The sequence below is a fragment of the Streptomyces sp. NRRL F-5630 genome (assembly GCF_000719475.1).
Taxonomy (GTDB): Bacteria; Actinomycetota; Actinomycetes; order Streptomycetales; family Streptomycetaceae; genus Streptomyces.
The window spans coordinates 18,098-38,823 of sequence record NZ_JOGO01000056.1; the positions used below are offsets into that span (position 1 = coordinate 18,098).

The 20,726-nt window shown below is 74.1% G+C and carries 17 protein-coding genes; all 17 read left to right on the forward strand.

The annotated features are described in order from the left end of the window. The first annotated feature begins 635 nt into the window (after positions 1 to 635). The 17 genes from proB (at position 636) to IF99_RS0122760 (ending at position 20,473) form a co-directional block, all read left to right on the forward strand. On the forward strand, positions 636 to 1,766 hold the full coding sequence (gene proB / locus IF99_RS0122680; RefSeq protein WP_234340813.1) for a glutamate 5-kinase: 1,131 nt from the start codon (positions 636 to 638) through the stop codon (positions 1,764 to 1,766). Positions 1,767 to 2,001: 235 nt separating this feature from the next. Then, positions 2,002 to 2,451 carry a hypothetical protein gene (locus IF99_RS0122685; protein WP_420705707.1) on the forward strand — a complete coding sequence of 150 codons (450 nt, stop codon included), beginning with the start codon at positions 2,002 to 2,004 and terminating at the stop codon, positions 2,449 to 2,451. Between the two features lie 212 nt (positions 2,452 to 2,663). Continuing rightward, a complete protein-coding gene (locus IF99_RS0122690) occupies positions 2,664 to 3,947 on the forward strand; it encodes a glutamate-5-semialdehyde dehydrogenase (protein WP_030998690.1) in 1,284 nt (427 codons plus the stop codon). A 132-nt stretch (positions 3,948 to 4,079) separates the two neighbouring features. After that, on the forward strand, positions 4,080 to 4,634 hold the full coding sequence (locus tag IF99_RS0122695; RefSeq protein WP_030998692.1) for a hypothetical protein: 555 nt from the start codon (positions 4,080 to 4,082) through the stop codon (positions 4,632 to 4,634). 68 nt (positions 4,635 to 4,702) lie between these two features. After that, positions 4,703 to 5,785: a hypothetical protein gene (locus IF99_RS0122700; RefSeq protein WP_030998693.1), complete on the forward strand. Its 1,083-nt coding sequence runs from the start codon at positions 4,703 to 4,705 to the stop codon at positions 5,783 to 5,785. 158 nt (positions 5,786 to 5,943) lie between these two features. Then, positions 5,944 to 6,537: a hypothetical protein gene (locus IF99_RS35120; RefSeq protein ID WP_234340814.1), complete on the forward strand. Its 594-nt coding sequence runs from the start codon at positions 5,944 to 5,946 to the stop codon at positions 6,535 to 6,537. Between the two features lie 3 nt (positions 6,538 to 6,540). Continuing rightward, the gene (locus IF99_RS0122710) at positions 6,541 to 9,093 is read left to right on the forward strand and encodes a substrate-binding domain-containing protein (protein WP_030998695.1); all 2,553 of its coding nucleotides are present in this window, start codon (positions 6,541 to 6,543) and stop codon (positions 9,091 to 9,093) included. A gap of 188 nt (positions 9,094 to 9,281) precedes the next feature. Beyond that, positions 9,282 to 10,610, forward strand: coding sequence for an extracellular solute-binding protein (locus IF99_RS0122715; protein ID WP_234340815.1), 1,329 nt, complete (start codon positions 9,282 to 9,284; stop codon positions 10,608 to 10,610). Positions 10,611 to 10,837: 227 nt separating this feature from the next. After that, the gene (locus IF99_RS0122720; RefSeq protein WP_030998702.1) at positions 10,838 to 11,194 is read left to right on the forward strand and encodes a hypothetical protein; all 357 of its coding nucleotides are present in this window, start codon (positions 10,838 to 10,840) and stop codon (positions 11,192 to 11,194) included. A 160-nt stretch (positions 11,195 to 11,354) separates the two neighbouring features. Next, the gene (locus IF99_RS34435) at positions 11,355 to 11,513 is read left to right on the forward strand and encodes a hypothetical protein (protein WP_010286342.1); all 159 of its coding nucleotides are present in this window, start codon (positions 11,355 to 11,357) and stop codon (positions 11,511 to 11,513) included. Between the two features lie 47 nt (positions 11,514 to 11,560). Further along, positions 11,561 to 12,211, forward strand: a complete 651-nt coding sequence (gene nadD, locus IF99_RS0122730; RefSeq protein WP_030998714.1) for a nicotinate-nucleotide adenylyltransferase — start codon at positions 11,561 to 11,563, stop codon at positions 12,209 to 12,211. A gap of 15 nt (positions 12,212 to 12,226) precedes the next feature. Further along, entirely contained in the window at positions 12,227 to 14,089 is a 1,863-nt protein-coding gene (locus IF99_RS0122735) for an LCP family protein (protein ID WP_030998716.1), read from the forward strand. Between the two features lie 799 nt (positions 14,090 to 14,888). Further along, complete coding sequence (locus tag IF99_RS0122740) at positions 14,889 to 15,914, forward strand: STM4015 family protein (RefSeq protein WP_030998718.1); 1,026 nt, start codon at positions 14,889 to 14,891, stop codon at positions 15,912 to 15,914. After that, positions 15,911 to 17,047, forward strand: a complete 1,137-nt coding sequence (locus IF99_RS0122745; protein ID WP_420705709.1) for an STM4014 family protein — start codon at positions 15,911 to 15,913, stop codon at positions 17,045 to 17,047. Before IF99_RS0122740 ends, IF99_RS0122745 begins: the two co-directional genes overlap by 4 nt. Before the next feature lie 312 nt (positions 17,048 to 17,359). After that, entirely contained in the window at positions 17,360 to 18,190 is an 831-nt protein-coding gene (locus IF99_RS0122750; protein ID WP_030998721.1) for an STM4013/SEN3800 family hydrolase, read from the forward strand. A gap of 56 nt (positions 18,191 to 18,246) precedes the next feature. Continuing rightward, positions 18,247 to 19,578 carry an STM4012 family radical SAM protein gene (locus IF99_RS0122755; protein ID WP_030998723.1) on the forward strand — a complete coding sequence of 444 codons (1,332 nt, stop codon included), beginning with the start codon at positions 18,247 to 18,249 and terminating at the stop codon, positions 19,576 to 19,578. 7 nt (positions 19,579 to 19,585) lie between these two features. Then, a complete protein-coding gene (locus tag IF99_RS0122760; protein WP_030998728.1) occupies positions 19,586 to 20,473 on the forward strand; it encodes an STM4011 family radical SAM protein in 888 nt (295 codons plus the stop codon). The last annotated feature ends 253 nt before the right edge of the window (positions 20,474 to 20,726 follow it).

Below are 20,726 nucleotides of genomic sequence, written 5' to 3' on the forward strand. Positions count from 1 at the left end.
ACTCCAAGGACTCGGGTCGGGGAGGAGGACACGTGCACATCCGGAAGCAGGGCCACGGGGGCGTGACGAGGGGCCCGTCGCGAGCTCTGCCGTCGCGTACAACGGTAGGGCGGCGCTTCGGGTAGCGGCTGCGGGCGGCGGACCGGGAACACTGGGGGATGTCCCGGTGACGAAACCCGGCCCTCCTGTCCGTCCGGTATTCGATCATGTTCGTGCATCAGCGAACCCGCCGGTCAGGAGGACGACTCCACTCCACCCTTCCATGCCGTACCAGGCTTTCCCGGCGGGCATTGTTGAGAAGAGTGTGAGAAGAATACGACGGTTGCCTGCCATCGCCCGCACGCGGTGTCCTCTTCCTCACAGGCGGGAGGATCGCAGGGGCCCGCGGCGCTGGGAACGCCCGGAAACGCCCCGAAAACGTCCGCCAGACGAAACGCGGAGGTGTTCGCCCCGTGCGGAGGCTAGGGTCTGGCTGGCAATTCCCGTCGTCGCCCGCGCGGCGGCCGCGCGGCGAAGGCAGGCACACGCTGCGAAGCTCCGCACGCGCGGCGGCGGTGAGCTGCACGAGTACGAGGGACACGGGACGGCGGGCCCGCCGGGCCGACGAGCCCGCGGGCCGGGAAGTGGGACAGCGCGTGACAGCGGCAAGGCAGCGGGTGGCCGAGGCCCGCAGGATCGTGGTCAAGGTCGGTTCCTCCTCGCTCACCACGGCCTCGGGCGGACTCGACGCGGACCGCGTGGACGCCCTCGTGGACGCCCTCGCGAGCGCGCGCGTGCGCGGCGAGCGGGACCTGGTCCTCGTCTCCTCGGGCGCCATCGCCGCCGGGCTCGCCCCGCTCGGCCTCACGCGCCGCCCCCGCGACCTCCCCCGGCAGCAGGCCGCCGCGAGCGTCGGCCAGGGCCTCCTCGTCGCCCGCTACACCGCCTCGTTCGCGCGGCACGGCATCCGCGTCGGCCAGGTCCTGCTCACCACCGCCGACACGAGCCGCCGCTCCCACTACCGCAACGCCTACCGCACCGTGGACCAGCTCCTGGCGATGGGCGCCCTGCCCGTCATCAACGAGAACGACACCGTCGCCACCGACGAGATCCGCTTCGGCGACAACGACCGCCTCGCCGCCCTCGTCGCCCACCTCGTCCACGCCGACCTCCTCGTCCTCCTCTCCGACGTGGACGGGCTCTACGACGGCGACCCCGCCGCCCCCGGCACCTCGCTCGTCCCGGAGGTACGGGACCCCGCCGAACTCCAGGGCATCGAGATCGGCAGCGCGGGCCGCGCCGGGGTCGGCACCGGCGGCATGGCCACCAAGGTCGAGGCCGCCGCGATCGCCGCCGCCGCCGGGGTGCCCGTCGTCCTGACCTCGGCGAGCCGGGCCGGCGAGGCGCTGGCCGGCGGCGCCACCGGCACGTACTTCCACCCCACCGGCCGCCGCTACGCCGACCGGCTCCTGTGGCTCCAGCACGCCTCGACCCCGCAGGGCGCGCTCGCGCTCGACGCGGGGGCGGTACGGGCCGTGGTCGAGGGGAACGCCTCGCTGCTGCCCGCCGGGATCACCGGGGCCACCGGCCGCTTCAGCGCGGGGGACCCCGTCGAACTGCGCGACCCGGAGGGCAGGCCCGTGGCCCGCGGCCTCGTCAACTACGACGCCGAGGAACTGCCCCGCCTCCTCGGCCGCTCGACCCGCGCGCTCGCGAAGGAACTGGGCCCCGAGTACGAGCGCGAGGTCGTCCACCGCGACGACCTCGTCCTGCTGCGCCGCCCCTGAGACCCGCCGGCCGCTCCCCGCACCCCACCCCCCGAACGCGTTCCCGAGTCCGCGCCCACGGCCGAAAGCGCTCACCCCCGGGGTTGCGCTTTGGGCAAAACGCCCTCGCGCCGCCGCGGGGACTGCTCCACTTTGACGGGGCGGCCCTCGCGGCAGGCGGAGGCCCGCGGTCCGGCGGACGGAGGCCGTGGTGGTACGAGCACAGCCAGGGGCACGGCCCCGGACGCTCAGCAGCGTGCGGAACGTGGAGGCGCGCCGCAGGGAGCAGCGGGAGCAGGAGGAACGCCGCCGCGAGCCGGAAGAGGTGACCCCCGCGCCGCAACACGCGCGGCTGTGGCACGTGACCCTCTCGGTCTCCGGCGAGCGCACCCCGCTCCCCGACGTCCGCCGCGCACTCGAACAGCTCGCCCACGACCACCCCTTCCTCCTCACCAGCCGCTACGCCGCCGACCACGCCGAGATCCGCTACTGGGAAGAGGCCCGCGACCTCCACGACGCGGCGGCCCTCGCCCTGCGCCTGTGGGGCGAACACCGCCACACGGCCCACCTCCCGCCGTGGGAGATCGTCGGCCTGGAGGTCGTCGACCGCGAGACCTACCACCACCGTGTGGCGGAGAACGCGGGCCCGCTCCCGGCGGCGCCGGTAGGGGTGCACCCGTTCCGGGGACGGAGCGACCAGGAGTAGGGGCGGTTTTCGGCCAAACAGAGGGTGCGCTCCGTATCCGGCCCGCCCGCGCCGGGAATCCCGCCGTCCCCTCCCTGCAGCCACTCCGCCGCCCGAGGGGGCGCCGGGCCCGGGGCGGAGCCCCGGAACCCGAGCCCGCGGCGGCGGCCCCCGGGTGGTCCACCCGCTGAAACGCGAGGCCCGCGCCCCCGCCCCCGGTCTACGCTCGGGCCATGACCCAGCTCTCTCCGTACGACACGATGACCCCCGTAGCCCAGACGACCTACCGGGCCCGCGCAGCGGCAACAGAGCTGGCCCCCCTGACCCGCGCGGTCAAGGACGACGTCCTCCTCGCCATCGCCGACGCGATCGAGGTCCGTTCCGCCGAGATCATCGAGGCCAACGCCCGCGACATCGCCCGCGCCGAGGAGGCCGGCACGCCCGAGGCCACGGTCGACCGCCTGCGCCTCACGCCCGAACGCGTCCGCGCCATCGCCGCGGACGTCCGCGGTGTCGTCGCGCTGCCCGACCCGGTCGGCGAGGTCGTCCGCGGCTCCACCCTCCCCAACGGCCTCGACCTGAGGCAGATCCGCGTCCCGCTCGGCGTCGTCGGCATCATCTACGAGGCCCGCCCCAACGTCACCGTCGACGCCGCCGCGCTGTGCCTGAAGTCCGGCAACGCGGTCCTGCTGCGCGGCTCCTCCTCGGCGGTCGAGTCGAACACGGCCCTGGTACGGGTCGTCCGCGACGCGCTCGGCGGCGCAGGCCTGCCCGCCGACGCGGTGCAGCTCGTACCGGGCGAGGGCCACGAACCGGTACGGGAGCTGATGCGGGCGCGCGGCCAGGTCGACGTGCTCATCCCGCGCGGGGGCGCGGGGCTGATCCGTACGGTCGTCGAGAACAGCACCGTGCCCGTCATCGAGACGGGCACGGGCAACTGCCACGTCTACGTGGACGCGCGGGCGGACGTGGACATGGCCGTCGAGATCCTCGTCAACTCCAAGGCGAGCCGCCCGAGCGTGTGCAACGCGGCCGAGACGCTGCTCGTGCACCAGGACATCGCCCCGGCGTTCCTCCCGAAGGCGCTCGCCGCGCTCGCCGAGGCCGGGGTCACGGTCCACGGCGACGAACGGGTGCTCGCCCACGCGGACGGCAGCGGGGCCACCGTCGTCCCGGCGACCGCCGAGGACTGGGAGACCGAGTACCTCTCGTACGACATCGCCGCCTGCGTCGTCGACGACCTGGACCGCGCCGTCGCCCACATCCGGCTGTGGTCCTCGGGCCACACCGAGGCCATCGTGACGACCTCGCAGGCCGCCGCGCGCCGCTTCACCCAGCTGGTCGACTCGACGACGGTCGCCGTCAACGCCTCGACCCGCTTCACGGACGGCAGCCAGTTCGGCTTCGGCGCCGAGATCGGCATCTCCACCCAGAAGCTCCACGCGCGCGGCCCCATGGGCCTGCCCGAGCTGACGTCCACGAAGTACATCGTCACGGGCGACGGCCACGTCCGCTGAACGTCGCGTACCGGGCCCCGGCGCCCACCCCGCCCGGGGCCCGGCACACCCTCCCCTCACCCGATTTCCGTACCGGGCGCCTGATTTTCCTACCGTCTGCCCAAAACGCCCGCACCGGTCTACCCTGATCCTGTGCCGGAGGACGTGGGTGGCGCGCCGTTCGCGGACGGCTGGGAGCCCGACGACGACCACGACCACGGACGCGCGGACGAGGAGTTCGCCGCCGTGGTCTTCGACGAGGAGTTCGTACGGGGCGCCCGTATCCACGAACCCTCCGCCGTCGAACGACTGCTCGCCGCCGCCGAGGCGCGCGCGGAGGCCGAGGCGAGCGGAGGCGGCGCACGGCGGCTCGGCGAGGAGCGCGGGGACCCCTCCGAGGCGCACGACCCCCCGGCGGACTGGGGCGGCGGCGAGGAGTACGACGCGTACCGGGACGCCCGCGAGCACCGCGGCCGGCTCCGCTGGCACCGTCCCGTCGCCTGGATGCTCGCCCTCGTCCTCGGCGTCGGCATGGTCGCCCTCGCCTTCTCCGCCGTCTACCGCGGCTCCTCCGGCGCGGGCGACGACCCGCTCGCCCCGCCTCCCGCCTCCTCGGGCAGCGAGCAGGGCGCGAACGCGGCCGAGCCGCCCCCCAGTCCCCCGGAGCACTCCCGCCCCGTCGTCCAGGCCACGCCCCGCACCCCGTGACCCGCGCCCCGGCCCCCGCAGACGTACCGCCACGTTTGCCGCGCCGCCGTACGACCTAGGCTGAAGACATGGCAGGGGCAACGGAACCCCCTGAGGGCATACCTCCCGAGGGAGGCGGCCCGGACAGGGACGAGGAGTACCGGTCCGTCGTGTTCGACGAATCGTTCGTCAACGCTGCCCGCCTCCAGGAACTCTCCGCCGACGAACGCCTCCAGGGCGAGCACACCCCCGCCGTCCGCAGCCGCCCCCGGCGCGGCCTCAACCGGCAGTTGATCGCCATGGCCGTCGTCATCGTCCTCGCCTTCGCCACCGCGGTCTTCATGGGCGTGCGCACCGGCGAGGTCACCGCGTCGTCGGCAGCGGCCCGCCGCACCGAGCCGCTGCGCACGACCGTCATCCCGCTCGCCCCGCCCGGCACCGTCCAGGGCGCCCGCTCCGCCGCCGACGTCTACGCGGCGAGCCCCGCCGCCGCCTTCCGCACCGGCGCCGCGGGCATCACGGTGCCCAAGGGCGCGACCGCGACCCAGCACTACACGCAGGGCCAGGTCATCGAAGCGCTCCGGATCGCCTCCGACTACCTCGTCAGCTCCTCGCTCGACCCGCGCGTCCTCTCCGGCGGCCCGGCCACCGCCGTCCGCGCGCTCGTCGACGAGGGGCAGTGGCGCCAGTTCGACGCGAGCATGAACAACCCGCGCCCGGACGGCCGCCACGCCGCCACCGGGTGGGTCGTGCGCTTCGACCCGCACGAGGTGAGCCTCGCCGACCCGCGCCACCCCGCCCGCGTCAACGGCACCCTCCGCGTCGAGGAGCGCGGCGGCACCCTGGAGGTCACCTCCGACCACGTCTTCGCCTACGCGCTGCGCGCCCCGAAGCCGGGCTCACGCGTCTCGCTCCTCAGCGTCCGCCGCGAGATCCACTTCCGCATCGACCCCGCCGACCTGCGCGGCCACCGCGCCGAGGTGCTCACCTCGACCGTCCAGGCGGGCCCGCTCGACTGCGCCACCGAGTCGGCCGACCGCCTCCACCCGCTCCTCGCGGGCGCCCGCGCGAGCGGCGGGGGGCCCGCGCAGGGCACCGACCCGTACGCGCCCGACGCCTCGGCGACCCTGTGCGGCACGCTCGCCGAGCACGCGCCGCCGACGAAGACCTGAGCCGGGCCTGAGCCGGGCGCGGGACCGTCGCGGGCGGCGAGGAGGGGAAACCGGCGAAGCCTCCGCGAGCGAAGCAACTCGCTGCAAACCAGGGGCAGTTGTGTAACACGGGGTTTACCATGGCACCGCACGCGCCGGAATCGGGGGAGGAGCCGGTCATGCCGTCGACGCCTGGAACCGCGGGGGACGAGGTGGTGCGCCTGCGCCTGCGCGTGGGCGACGGACCGGCCGCCGGGGAGGAGCACGCCGCCGCCGAACTGCGCACCTGGCTCGCGGGAACCACCGAACTGACGGACCTCGCCACGGTCGAGGAGGTCCGGCTGCCCCGTGCCGCCGAGGAGACGACGCCCTCGCTCGGCCTCGGCGACTTCTGGTACGACGTCCTCGTCAACATCACGCCCGACCTGATCACCGCCGCCACGGTGGTCCTCTACCGCCTCCTGCGCAGCCGCCAGCCCCGCAGCGAGGAGGAGGAGACCGTCACGATCTACTTCGAGGACGGCAGCCGACGCGTCCTGCGCCGCCACCCCGCGAGCAACGAGGAGATGGCGGAGCTGGTCCGCACCGCCGTGGAGACCCACCGGCGCACCGCGGCGGGGGCGGAGAGCGCGGACGGTGACGGGGGCTCAGAGGACGGCGCGGGGACGGTGCGCGACGCCCTCCGCACGGGCGAGGGCGGCTCCGCCACGGGCGGCGGACCGGCCGGTGACGCGCCCCCGGTACCACGGGGCGGGACCGCCGCGGGGGAGTGAACCATGGCGAAGGCGCCCCGTATGCGCGCCCTGCTCATCGGCGTCGACACCTACCACGGCGCGGACCTCCTGCTGCGGCCCGGACAGGCGGACGCGAGCGTCGACGCCGTGTACGAGGCCCTCACCGAGCCGCCGCACGCGCTCTTCCGGGGGACGAAGGGCGCGGGCATCCGAAGACTGCGCTCCCCCGCGCGAGCGGGCGACATCGAGAGCGCCGTCAACCTCGCCGCACGCTCCGCGCCCGCCCTCTTCCTCCTCTACTACGTCGGCCACGGCCGCCTCGTGTTCGGCGCCGATCCGCTCCAGGACCGCCTCTACCTCACGGTGAGCGAGACCGACCCGGCGCACGTCGCCTCGACCGCTGTCGCCCTCGAAGACCTCGTCACCTGGGCCCTCGCGGGCGACAGCGAACGCGTCGTCCTCGTCCTCGACACGTGCTACTCGGGAAACCTGACACACCACCTGCTCCGCGAGGGCCGCAACCTCTCCTTCCTCACCTCCGCCCGCCAGCGCCAGCGCGTCACCGCCGGCGAGGACGGCGGCGTCACCCCCTTCACCGCGGCCCTCGCCGAAGTCCTGCGCGCTCCCGGGCCGCCCGGCCACCCCCTCACCGTCCACGGGCTCGGCAAGGCGCTCAAGGACCTCGCGAAAAAACAGCCGCCCGCCACGGTCTTCCCCTGGAAGCCGGAGGAGTTCTCCAGCGGCGACGGCGCCAGCACCCGCCTGACCCGCCCCCTCGACACACTCCCGCCCGCCTCCCCGCCGGCCGAGGACGACACCGCCGATCCCGGACCGCTCGCGCGCTTGTGGCACTGGATCAGTGGAATACCGAGATGGCGCCTGTTCACGGCCGCCACGATCCTCGCGCTCCTCGCCGCGAGCGGCGTCTACGCCCTCGTACGCGGCGGACCGGAGACCCCCTGCGCCCCTCCCGTCGAACTCCGGCTCGCCACCGCGCCCGAGGAGGCCGCGGCGATGACCGACGTCGCCACCGCCTACGAGGCATCCGCCTTCGGCACCTCCTGCCACCGCGGCCGCGTCAGCGTCACCGGCGCGGGGCTCGACGCCCTCGCCGAGGGCTTCCGCGACCCGCAGGGCTGGAGCGAGGGCGCGAACAACCTGCTCAGCGCCGCGGGCCCCCAGCCCGACCTGCTCCTCCTCCCGTCGAGCGCCGACCTCGACCGGGTGCGCGGCCCCGACACGCACTTCTCCACGCCCGTCCACATCGCCCGCGACCTGCCCGTCCTGACCGTCACCGCGGACGGCGGCGAGCGGCTCGGACTGCCCGACCCCGGGCCCGGCCGCGTCGGCACCGTCGACTGGCCGGCCCTGCGCCACGCCCTGACCGGGCTCAAGGACCACGCGCGCCTCCTGCGCCCCAGCCCGGCCCTCTCCGGGACCGGCCTCGTCCACTACCTCGGCATGGGTCACGACATCCCCCCGGCCGGGCACGCGGACCCCGGGGGCGAGCGCGGCGAGTCCTTCACGTACCGGACCGGGACCCCGACGATCCCCCCGGCCGAGCGCGACGCGCGGGAACGCACCCTGATCGCGGGCGGCGGGTCCGTGCTCGACGGGAACGACGCCCTGTGCGCCCTCCTCGCGCGCCGGCCCGCCCCGCACTACGCAGGTGCGCTCACCACCCTGCGCGCGACCCGCGCCTTCAAGGCCGTCGACTGCGAACGCCACCCCGCCGAGGACCCCGACACCCCCTTGCGCGCCTACCGTGTGGCGGGAGCGCCCGCGCTCGACCACCCGCTCGTGCGCGTCGGCACGGACGAGGACGCGGCGCGCGCCGACGAGATCGAGCACTTCCTCACCTGGGTCACGTCCGAGGCGGGGAAGAACGCCCTCACCACCGCGCACCTCGACCCCGCGGCGCGCGAGGAGAACGTGCGGCTCGACCCCCGGCACGTCGCGGACCAGCTCAACGCCTACCGCGCCGCGCACCCCGAACTCCGGGTCGAGGTCGTCTTCGACGTCTCGCGCTCGATGGCCGAGGACAGCAAGCTCACCGGCGCGCGGGCCGCCGTCGACGAGGCACTCGGTCACCTCGGCGGCAAGGCCCGCTACCAGGTGCGCGTCTTCCCGACCGGAAAGGACGGCGAGGGCAGCACGCTGCGCGACAGCCCCTGGCAGGCCAAGGGCACGCAGAAGCTGAAGCTGGGGGCGAAGGACGTCAACAAAGACCGCCAGGCGGACCTCGTGAGCGTGCTCGGCACGGTCCGCGGCGACATCGCGGCCGCCAAGGAGGCCGACAGGAGCACGCCCGGCGACGAGGCGCCGCACCAGTACGCCGTGCTGCTGGTCACGGACGGCGACTATCGCGAGGGCAAGCGACCCCAGCTCGACGCGCTCGCCGACGTGGCGGCGCGGCTCGGCCGCGTCGAGGGCGCGCCCGTCCACGTCGTGGCCACCCGCCCCGAGGGCTGCGCGAGCGGTTACGAGGCCGACACCGTCGCGCGGTACTCGGGCGGCGGCTGCACCCGGCTCGGCCCGGAACTCGCCGCCGCGCTCAGCCGCACCGTCACGGCCCTGGACGAGGGGGAGGACTGAGCACGGTGGACGGACGCGGGAGGCGGGACGGGCGCGGGACGCGGGATGGGCGGAGCGCGGCACGGACCGGGCGGCGGCCGGGGTGCGGGGCGGGCGCGCGGACGGGGGAGGGGCGGGGCGCGCGGACCCGGCCGGGGGCGGTCCCGGGCAGGGCGAGGGTGCGGGCGCCGCGGCCCCGCGCACGGCTCGTGCTCGCCCTCGTCCTGTGCCTGCTCGCCGCCGCCTGCTCCTGGCGGCACGAGGAGACCCCGGCGCCCGGCTCCGCCGCCTGCCACCCCCGGGACGACATCCTGCGCATCGCGACCGGCAGCGACCTCACCGGCACCGGCATCCGCGCGCTGCTCATCCAGCACTGGGCCGAGGAACGGAACGTCCCGGTCCGGATCGTCCAGCTCCCGGACACGGCGGACGGCCAGCGCAGCCAGCTCGTCGCCTCGCTCCAGGCGGGCAACCCCTACTGCTACGACCTCGTCAACCTCGACGTCACCTGGACCGCCGAGTTCGCCGCGCAGCGCCTCATCACCCCCGTCGACCCCGGCGGCGACGACTTCTGGCCGGCCGCGAGCAAGGGCGTGCGCTACGGCGACGAGAACTGGGCCGTGCCCTGGAACACCGACGTGGGCCTGCTCTTCTACCGCGCCGACCTGATCGGCCCCGGCGGACTCGCCACGTGGGACGCGCTGACCGAGACCGTCAGGAACTTCCGGCGCGAGCGTGACCGGGACGTGCGCGCGGGACTGCTGACGCAGCTCGAACCGTACGAGGGACTCACCGTCAACGCGGCCGAGGCGGTGTGGCGCGCGGGCGGCGAGATCGTCTCGGGCGAGGGGGAGCAGGCGAAGGTGACCGTGGACGAGCCCAGGGCGACCGCGGGACTGCTCGACCTCGTCAAGGCCGCCGGTGACGAGGAGAGCGGCCCGGGGCTGCCTGTCATCGGCGCCTCCTCCCGGCACCTGAACGAGCAGAGCAGCCTGGAGAGCTTCCTGTCCGGCCACGCGCTCATGCTCCGCGACTGGCCCTTCGCCGCCGTGCAGCTCGCCCAGGCCGAGAAGCGGGGCACGGGCGAGAACCGCCCGCGCTACGGCGTCACCCAGCTGCCACGCACCAGGACGGGCGGCTCGGCGGCCGCGCTCGGAGGCCAGAACCTCGCCGTCGTCGCGGGCAGCGGCCACGACGCCCTCGCCCGCGACCTCCTCGCCCACCTCACGAGCCCCGGCGCCGAGCGCTGTCTGCGCGACGGCGGCTTCGTCCCCGCGCGCCGCTCCGCCCACGTGGGCGAGTGCGACGCCGCGAAGTATGTCGGGGGCGCCGCGCCGCACGGCACCGAGCTTCCCGCCGACTTCCGCCGCGCGTACGACAGGGCACTGCGCGCCGCCCTGGAGGACGCCCGCCCCCGCCCGGTCACGCCGTACTACGCGGCGGTGACGCGGGAGATCCAGCAGCGGGTGGACGCGATGTGGGAGGGCGACGTGCGGCCCTTCGCGACCGAGCTGCAGCGGGCGCTGGAGGGAAGATGAGCGGCGGGGAAGCGGGCGGGGTGGGGGCGCGGGCGCCTGCGGGGTGGGGGCGTGGACGGCTGCCGGGCGTGGGCGGTGGTGGGGCGCGGGCCGGGCTTTCGCCTGCTCCCACGGTCTCGGAGCGCTCAAGGAGGTCATGGGAGAGGAAAACGGGGCGGGGCGCGCACAGGCGGCCAAGGGCCTGCGTCTAGCGTGGGGCCGCCGCGGTACACGAAGGAGCCACCCCCATGACGCACAGCACACCCGGAATCCGCCACGAGCACCTGCTCGCGGTGATCTCGAACCAGCCAGGCCCGGGGAACTTCCTGCGCACCGTCCTGATCGTCATGGTGATCGGGGCGATCCTCCTCGCGTGGTTCCTGCTGCGCGGCTACCGGCAGGGGAACGAGCCGCGCGACGCCCGGGAGCCCCGGGCGGAGCGGGTCCCGGCGAGCCGCGCCGCGAACGCGGGGACCGCGGGCGGTACGGACCGTACGGGTGAGGCGGCCTCCGGCGCGGGCACGCGCCGCACCCCCGGCGCCGCCCCCGCCGCCGAGACGCCCCGCTCCGCCGGGACGGGCGAGCGGTCCCCGTCTGAGGACTGACCCCGGCGCGGTGCGCCGAGCGCCGGGCCTGACGAGGGCTCGCCATTCGGCGGACGCCTCGTACCCGCAGGAACTGAGTCGGCGTGAGCGCCCGGAAGCGGCCCGCATACGATGGGCGCGCACTTACCCCCCTCTCACCTCGCGATTGGTCCTGCCGACGATGAGCCTCTCCAGCACCGCGATCCAGCTGCTCCCCCTCGCCGAGGGCGAGCACGGCGGCAACCACGAAAGCCTCAGCCCCTACCTGACCGGCGGCGGCGCGCTCTTCGCGCTCCTCCTCCTGCTGTGGATCACCACGCGCTTCAACCGCGACCGCTGAACGGCCGCGGAGGGGGCCGCCCGGCCGGGACAGTAGGCTCTGCACGCATGGGAGAGCAGGACATGCCCACTGGCCCGGTCAGCAGCCCGGCGAGCGGCTCCATCAGCAACAGGCGACGCCGGCTCGGCGTCATGGGCGGCACGTTCGACCCGATCCACCACGGGCACCTCGTGGCGGCGAGCGAGGTCGCGATGCAGTTCGACCTCGACGAGGTCGTCTTCGTGCCCACGGGACAGCCCTGGCAGAAGAGCGAGAAGCGGGTCAGCCCCGCCGAGGACCGCTACCTCATGACGGTCATCGCCACCGCCGAGAACCCGCAGTTCTCGGTCAGCCGGATCGACATCGACCGCGGCGGGCCCACCTACACCAATGACACACTGCGGGATCTGCGCACGCTCAACCCCGGGACCGAGCTCTTCTTCATCACCGGGGCCGACGCGCTCGGCCAGATCCTCACGTGGCGCGACGCCGAGCAACTCTTCTCGCTCGCCCACTTCATCGGCGTCACCCGCCCGGGCCACCAGCTCACGGACGCGGGACTGCCGGCGGGCGGGGTCTCCCTCGTGGAGGTCCCCGCGCTCGCGATCTCGTCGACGGACTGCCGGGCGAGAGTGGCGCGGGGAGCGCCGGTCTGGTACTTGGTTCCGGACGGCGTGGTGCGTTACATCGACAAGCGACAGCTGTACCGCGGCGCGTAGCCGAGAGGGGCACCGGTGAACGACCGAGACAACCCGTACCCGCCGTACGAGGGGGACCCCTACGGCAACGGGCAGAGCGGCCAGGGCTCCGGTCCGTACGAACTCGTCGGCTACGACGCGTACGGCCGCCCCGTCTACCAGCAGGCCCAGCAGCAGACCGGCCGGCAGCAGCCCGCGCCCCCCCAGCCCCCGCAGGACGGCGGCTACGGCTACGACGCCTACGGCACGTACGACGCCCAGCAGCAGGGGCAGCCGCAGGCCGGTTACCAGGACTACGGGAACACCGGCTACGACAGCCAGGGCTACGGCAACTCCGTTTACAGCGGCCCCGGTTACGACAGCCCCGGCTACGGCAACCCGGCGGTCCCGCAGGCGCCCGGCGCTCACGAGCGGCAGCAGGCACCGGGCACCTACGAGGGGCAGCAGGCGCCGGACACGTACGAGCGGCGGCAGGCGCCCGACACGCGTGTCGAGGAGCCGAAGGCGTGGATTCCGCAGCAGCAGCCCGCGCCTCCCGAGGGCCCGCCGAGCGGTGAACTCCCGCGCACCGACGCGCCCCCGCAGCCCCTCCAGACGGCCTCCGGCGGTCCCGGCCCCGGCGAGGACTCGCGCGACTACCGCACGGAGATGTTCTCCTTCATCGAGGAGCCCACCGAGCAGTCCGAAGACGTCATCGACTGGCTGAAGTTCAGCGAGAGCCGCAGCGAGCGCCGCGAGGAGGCACGCCGCAGGGGACGCAGCCGCGTCCTCGCGCTCGTCGTGGTCCTCGCCCTCGTCGTCGTGGGCGGCCTCGGCTACCTCTGGTACGCGGGGAAGCTCCCCGGTTCCTCCGGCTCGGACTCCGGAGCGGCCGACGCGGGCGGCCCGCAGAACCGCGACGTGCTCGTGGTCCACCTGCGCAACACGAAGAAGGACGGCGCCTCCTCGACGATGCTGCTCGTGGACAACACCACGACGAAGCACGGTTACGCGGTCCTGCTGCCCAAGGACCTCGCGCTCACCGACGAGGACGGCAACGACACGACGCTCGGCGCATCGGTCTCGGACGACGGCTCCAGCGGCACGAGCGACGCGCTCGACGGGCTCCTCGGCACGAAGATCCAGGGCTCCTGGCGGCTCGACACCCCCTACCTCAGCAACCTCGTCGACCTGGTGGGCACCATCGAGGTCGACACCGACGCGGCCGTGCCCGACCCGAAGAAGAAGGGCGGCGACCCGCTCGTCCACAAGGGCGAGGCGCAGAGCCTCAGCGGCGCGATGGCCGTCGCCTACGCCACGTACCAGGCGAAGGGCGAGCCGGAGAGCGCGCAGCTCAAGCGGTTCGCGGACGTCATGCGCGGCATCCTGCGGAAGATCTCCAGCGACCAGCAGTCGGCGACCCTCACGATCCAGTCGCTCGCGCAGATCCTCGACCCGCCGCTCACCGACAAGGACCTCGGCGCCTTCCTCGCCAAGCTCTCCGATCTCGCCAAGGGCGGCGACTACACGAGCACGGTCCTGCCGGTCGAGAAGGACGGCACGCTCACCGAGGCGACGAACCAGAAGATCGTCAAGGATGTGCTCGGCGGCACGGGCAAGACCGGCGGCGGCGCCTCCGAGGACGACACCCGCGTGGCCGTGCGCAACGCCACGGGGAAGAAGGACCTCGCCCAGAAGGCCCGCGTCAGCCTCGTCAACGGCGGCTACACCTTCGTCGACGGCAGCAGCACGGACACGGTCGCCGACTCGGCCGTCACGTATGCCGACGAGGAGAACAAGGGCAAGGCCGTGGAGATCGCCCGCACGCTGGGCCTCAAGGACGCGGCGGTCAAGAAGGGCAAGGTCAGCGGCAACGCGCCGGTGTCGGTGGTGCTGGGGGAGGACTACACGGGGAAGTGAGGGACGCGCCGGCGGAGGGGGCGATGGGGCGGGGGTGATGGGGCGGCGCTATGTGCGGGCGGGGGCTGCTGCTGCGGGGCGAGGTACGGGGGTGGTGCGCGGGCGCGGGGGCTGCGAGCGCGGGCAACGCCGGACCAGCCCACCCCGGGCAAGCCGCCCCACAGGCAAGCCCTACCCCTGAGCAGTCCTCACTTCCCCTCGGGCGGACTGGCCCTCTCCTGAGCAGCCCCCGCCCCCCGGACCGGCTGTTCCGGGCAGCCCCCACCCCTGGGGCAGTTCCGAGGCCTTGGGCCGCCCGGACCTTCCCTAGGGGTGAGCCGGCCCGCCCCTGAGCAGCCCCGTGAGCAGCCCCCCGTGGGCGGTCCCAGGCTGGGACAGTCCTCACATCGGGCAGCCCACGCGCCGGGACAGTCCCCTCACCGGGCAAGCACCCACACCGGTCACTCCCCCAGGCGCTGCCCCACCCGCGGCGCAGTCCGCCCGGCCAGTTCGCACCCCCAGCACAGTCCCCACCCTCCCTGGGGGGCCTTCCCATTTCCAGTCTGGCACCCCCCACCCCGTCCACCCCTCCGCCCCGGAAAATCTGTGGATAACCCGAGGGAAATTGGAATTCCTCTCACTCCGAAGAGTGAGAGGAATTTTGGGTTCGGCGGAGTTGTCCACAGATTCTCCGTCGAAGGCTCTTGGTGTCAGAGGGCGTTGGTAGAACTGAACACACGACCTCGTACTCGCGTCCGAGCAGGTCGTGGCCTTGCCACAGCCCTGCCCAAGCCCCGCGCCCGAATCCGGAGCAAGCCCCATGACGATCCACGCTCACCTCACGACCTTCCACGGCCTCCCCGTTCACCACGTCCCCGCACCCCCGATCCCCGCCGATGAGCTGACTCCCGAGGAGGCACGGCTCCGGGAGGCGTCCGGCGACCCGGCCGAGAAGGCGATGCGGGAACTGCCCGCGGCAGGCGCGGTGGCGTGGTCGCTCGCCGTGGAGCCCTGGGAGGCCGTCGAGAGCTGGACCGAGTGCTTCGACCGCTTCCGCTCGCACGTCGACCTGTCCGAGGTGCGCGCGCTCGTCGTCGGCTCCTGGGGCGAGGCGTACGAGTCCAGCTCCGCCACGGTCATCGAGAAACTCCTGGAACACCGCGCGGAGTTGCCCGCACTGCGCGCCCTCTTCCTCGGCGACATGACGGGCGAGGACGCCGAGATCTCCTGGATCCAGCAATCGGATGTCACCGGTCTCTTCGCCGGTTTCCCGGAGTTGGAGGAGCTGGGCATACGGGGCGGGGCAGCTCTCGCACTCTCCCCGGTACGGCACGAAAACCTGCGCAGCCTCACCATCGAGACCGGCGGCCTGCCCGCGGCGGTCGTGCGGAGCGTCGGCGCGAGTGACTTCCCCGCCCTCACGCACCTCGAACTGTGGCTCGGCGTCGACACGTACGGCGGCGACAGCACCATCGCCGACCTCGCCCCTCTGCTCTCCGGGGAGCGCCTTCCCGCCCTCACCCACCTCGGGCTCCGCGACAGTGAGCAGCAGGACCTCATCGCCGAAGCCGTCGCCGCCGCGCCCGTGGTCGACCGGCTCGACAGCCTCGACCTCTCGCTCGGCGTCCTCAGCGACCGGGGCGCCGAGGCCCTTCTCGCCGCCGCGGCACGCCTCACGCACCTTCGGAGCCTCGACCTGCACCACAACTTCCTGACCGACGAGGTACGGGAACGGCTGCGCACCGCGCTGGAGCCGGCCGGGGTCGCGCTCGACCTCGACGAAGGGGACGCCCACTCCTGGGACGACGGCGACACCACGCACCGTTTCGTCTCCGTGAGCGAGTGACCAGCGCGATGACGCCCGTACGGACCGGGCCGCCGCTCGCGGTCGTCGGCAACCCGGAAAACCGACGCGTACGTCTCCTCGCCGAGGCGGCGCGCCGGGCCGGGCTGCCAGCGCCCCGCGTCGTGCCCTGGTTGCGTGTCCTCACCGAGGGTGGCGTTGAGTTCGCTCCCGACGAGGTCGTACGGCTCGACTCGCCCGGCGAGAACCCAGAGGTGGACACGGTGTTGCGGGGACCCGGCCCGCAGACGAGGGTCGGCGGATCGGCGCGGTGGTACGCCGGACTGCTCGACGCCGTCGCCGGCCTGCGCGGCGGACGGCGGCTCGACGATCCAGACGAACTCGCCGTCCTCTTCGACAAGCGCCACTGCCACGCCCACCTGAACGCGGCAGGCCTGCCCGTCCCGTACTCCCCGACATCGGGCGGCGCCGCCCCGGTAACGGGCTGGGACGACGTGCGGGCCCTCATGGCCGGGTACGGCCTGAACCGGCTCTTCGTGAAACCCGCGCACGGCTCCTCCGCCTCCGGTGTGCTCGCGATCGACTCGGCGGGCCCCGGCCGCATCCGCGCCGTCACCCCCGTGGAGACCGCGCCCGACGGCGAACTGCACAACTCGCTGCGGCCCCGCACCCTGCGGAGCGAGACGGAGATCGGCGCGCTCGTCGACCGGCTCGCACCCGAGGGCCTGCACCTGGAACGGTGGTGGCCGAAGGCCACGCAGTCCGGTCGCAGCGCCGATCTGCGGGTCCTCGTCGTCGCCGGGCGCGCCACGCACGCCGTCGTACGGACCGGGGGCAGCCCGCTCACCAACCTCCACCTCGGCGGCCGACGCGGCGACCTCGAAGCGGCCCGCAACGCCTTCGACGCGGCGGGCCTCGGCTGGACGAAGGCGCTGGAGGTGTGCGAACGCGCGGCTGCCTGCTTCCCCCGCACACTCAGCGTCGGCGTCGATCTGCTGCCCGCCCGCGGATGGTCGCGGGTCGCGGTCGGCGAGGTCAACGCCTTCGGTGATCTCCTCCCCGGCCTCACGGGGCTACCAGGCAGCGGCGCCGAGGGACTCGACACGTACGGCGCCCAGCTCGCGGCCCTGCCCGCCTTCACCGACGCCCTGCCAACCCCACTCGCCCGCCCCTGAGCGGCGCGGACCCACCCCGCACACTGCACACACGCCCAACCCGCCCGCACGACCACCCCTCCCGCACCTCCCCGCACGGCCGCACTGCCCGCCACATCGCCCCGCACCTCCGGAACCCCGCACCGCACCCCCCTCCCGCCCCGCACCGCAGGCCCCCCGAAAGCACCGCACATGACCAGCACTCCCCGCACCACCGGAGAACCCCGCACCACCGAGGGCGGACCTCCCGTCCGCGTCCCCGCTTCCGTCTCCGCTCCCACCCCAGCTCCCACCCCAGCTCCCGCCCCCGCTCCCGTCTCGGCCGACCTCGACATGAACGAGATCGTCGGCACGCACGACCTCCTCCTCGTCACCCTCGACACCCTCCGCCACGACGTCGCCGCCGAACTCGCCGCCGCAGGACGCATCCCGCACCTCGCGCGGCACCTGCCCGGCGGGCGCTGGGAGGAGCGGCACGCGCCGGGGAGCTTCACGTACGCCTCGCACCAGGCGATCTTCGCCGGGTTCCTGCCGACCCCCGCGAGCCCCGGGCCGCACCCGCGGCTCTTCGCGGCGCGCTTCGGCGGGAGCGAGACGACGGTGCCGCGCACCTGGGTCTTCGACACCCCCGACCTCGTCACCGGGCTCGCCGACGCCGGTTATCACACGGTGTGTCTCGGCGGGGTCGGCTTCTTCAACCAGCGCGCCGCGCTCGGCTCCGTACTGCCCTCGCTCTTCGCGGAGGCGCACTGGGAGCCGGGCTTCGGGGTCACCTCGCCGACGAGTTTCGAGGCGCAGGTCGCGAAGGCGGAGGAGGTCGTCGCGGGTTTGCCGCGCGAGCGGAAGCTCTTCCTGTTCGTGAACGTCTCCGCGCTCCACCAGCCCAACTGGCACCACCTGCCGGGCGCCGACGCGGCACACGGGGACACGCGGGAATCGCACGCGGCGGCGCTGGAGTACGTCGACCGGCACATGGGCCGGCTCTTCGCCGCCGCGAGCAGCCGACGTCCCTGCCTCGCGATCGTCTGCTCCGACCACGGCACGGCCTACGGCGAGGACGGTTACACCGGGCACCGCCTGGGCCACCCGTCGGTGTGGACCGTGCCCTACGCCCACTTCCTCCTCGATGCCGGAGAAGCCCCCGACCCCGGAGCCGCCGCGTGAGCCCCAGCCCGATCCCCAGCCCCACCCTCGCCCCCTCCTCCGCCCCCCTTCCGCTCATCGACACGAACGCTCCCACTCCATACGAGAGTTACGTCTACGCGTACCCGCACAAGACCGCCTACCGCCGGCTCGCCGAACGCCCGGCGCTCGCGGAGCTGTGGGCCGCCGAGCCGAAGGACGCGCTCTCGCTCTACCTGCACATCCCCTTCTGCGAGGTGCGCTGCGGCTTCTGCAACCTCTTCACGCGGGTCGGCGCGCCCGAGGGCCTGACGACCGCGTACCTCGACGCGCTGGAGCGGCAGGCGGGCGCGGTGCGCGAGGCGCTGGGCGAGGCGGGGCCCGTGCGGTACTCGACGGCGGCGTTCGGGGGCGGGACGCCGACGTTCCTGACGGCCACCGAGCTGGAGCGGCTGTGCGACATCGCGGAGCACCGCATGGGCGCGCGGCTCGGCGCGATACCGCTCTCGGTCGAGACGTCGCCCGCGACCGCGACCCCGGACCGGCTCGCCGTGCTCGCCGCGCGCGGCACGACACGGCTCAGCATCGGTGTGCAGAGCTTCGATGAGGCGGAGGCGCGCGCGGCCGTACGGCCGCAGCGCCGTGCCGATGTCGAAGCGGCGCTCGGGCACGCCCGCGCGGCGGGCTTCCCGGTCCTCAACATCGACCTCATCTACGGCATCGACGGGCAGACGGAGGCGAGTTGGCTGCGCTCGCTCGACGCGGCGCTCGCCTGGCGTCCCGAGGAGCTGTACCTGTACCCGCTGTACGTGCGGCCGCTCACCGGCCTCGGCCGCAGGACGCCGGACGGCCCCGACCCCGAGTGGGACGCGCGCCGCCTGCGGCTCTACCGAGCGGGCCGGGACCACCTCCTCGCCCACGGGTACGTGCAGGGCTCGATGCGCTCCTTCCGTCGCGCTGATGCGCCCGCCGAGGGGCCCGAGGACTACGCGTGCCAGACCGACGGCATGACGGGCCTGGGCTGCGGCGCCCGTTCCTACACCCGTGACCTGCACTACTCCTTCGACTACGCGGTCGGGGCGCACGAAGTGCGCGCGCTCGTCGACGCGTATGTGGGGACCGCCGACTTCACGCGTGCCGAGTACGGGAGGGTCATCGACGCGGACGAGCGGCGCCGCCGGCACCTGCTCCAGTCGCTCCTTCAGGCGGCGGGCCTGGACCGCGCCGAGTACCGCGCGCGCTTCGGCACGGACCCGGCCGAGGACTACCCGGCCGAGCTGACCGCGTTCGCGGCGAAGGGGTGGCTCGACGAACAGGAGACGGGCGTCCTGCGTCTGACCCCGGAGGGCCTCGCGCACTCGGACGCGGTCGGGCCCCGGCTGTTCTCCCCGGCGGTACGGGCCGCGATGGCCGCGTACGAGAGGAGGTGAGACGGACGTGGACCTGACCCTGCTCTACCGGGGGCCGCTCGCCTCCTGCGATTACGACTGCCCGTACTGCCCGTTCGCGAAGCGGCGCGACAGCCGCGAGCAACTGCGCGCCGACCATGCCGCGTTGGAGCGGTTCGCGACGTGGGTGACCGAGCAACGCGAGGACCGGATATCGGTCCTGTTCACGCCGTGGGGCGAAGGGCTCGTGCGTTCGTGGTACCGGGACACGCTCACCGCGCTCTCGCACCTGCCGCACGTGGAGCGCGTCGCGATCCAGACCAATCTGAGCTGCCGCACCGAGTGGACCTCGGCGGCGGACCCGGACACGCTCGCGCTGTGGTGCACGTACCACCCGGGCCAGACCCCGTACGACCGCTTCCTCGCCAAGTGCCATGAGCTGAGCGGGCGTTCGGTCAGGTACAGCGTCGGCATCGTGGGCCTGCCCGAGCACCTCGACGCGGCGCGGCGGCTGCGCGCGGAACTTCCCGGGCATGTCTACCTGTGGGTCAACGCCGCCGAGGGACGTACGTACACCGACGCCGAGGCCGCCGAGTGGGCCGCGCTCGACCCGCTCTTCCCGTACAGCCGTCATCCGCACCGCAGCGCGGGCCTGCCCTGCCGCACCGGCGAGTCCGTCCTCTCGGTCGACGGAGAGGGCACGGTGCGGCGCTGCCACTTCGTGCCCGAGCCGCTGGGAAACCTGTACGACGGCTCGTTCCGCGCCGGGTTGCGGCCGAGGGCCTGCCCGCGCGCGGCCTGTGACTGCCACATCGGTTACGTGCACCTGGAGTCGCTGCCGCTGTACGACGTTTTCGCAGGTGGCGTGCTCGAACGCGTACCGGCGCTCCCGGTGCGGGAGTTGGCGGTGCTGGGGGTGGGGGCCGCGAAGAAGTGACTGTCCGCTCGTCGATCCGCACTGCTACTGTGCGCCGTCACCTGACGTGCCCGGTTCAAGCCACCGGGCGATTTTCCCATCCCGAGGGGGGACCTCCATGACTCAGCCCCAGCCGCCGTCCGACAGACCCGGCCAGACCCAGCCCACCATCCCGGAAGCCGTGCCCGGCCCACAGGACGCACCGCCCGCCCCGGCAGGCTTCGGCCCGCCCGCCGGTTTCGGCCCGCCCCCGGCCCCCGCCGGACAGTTCGGC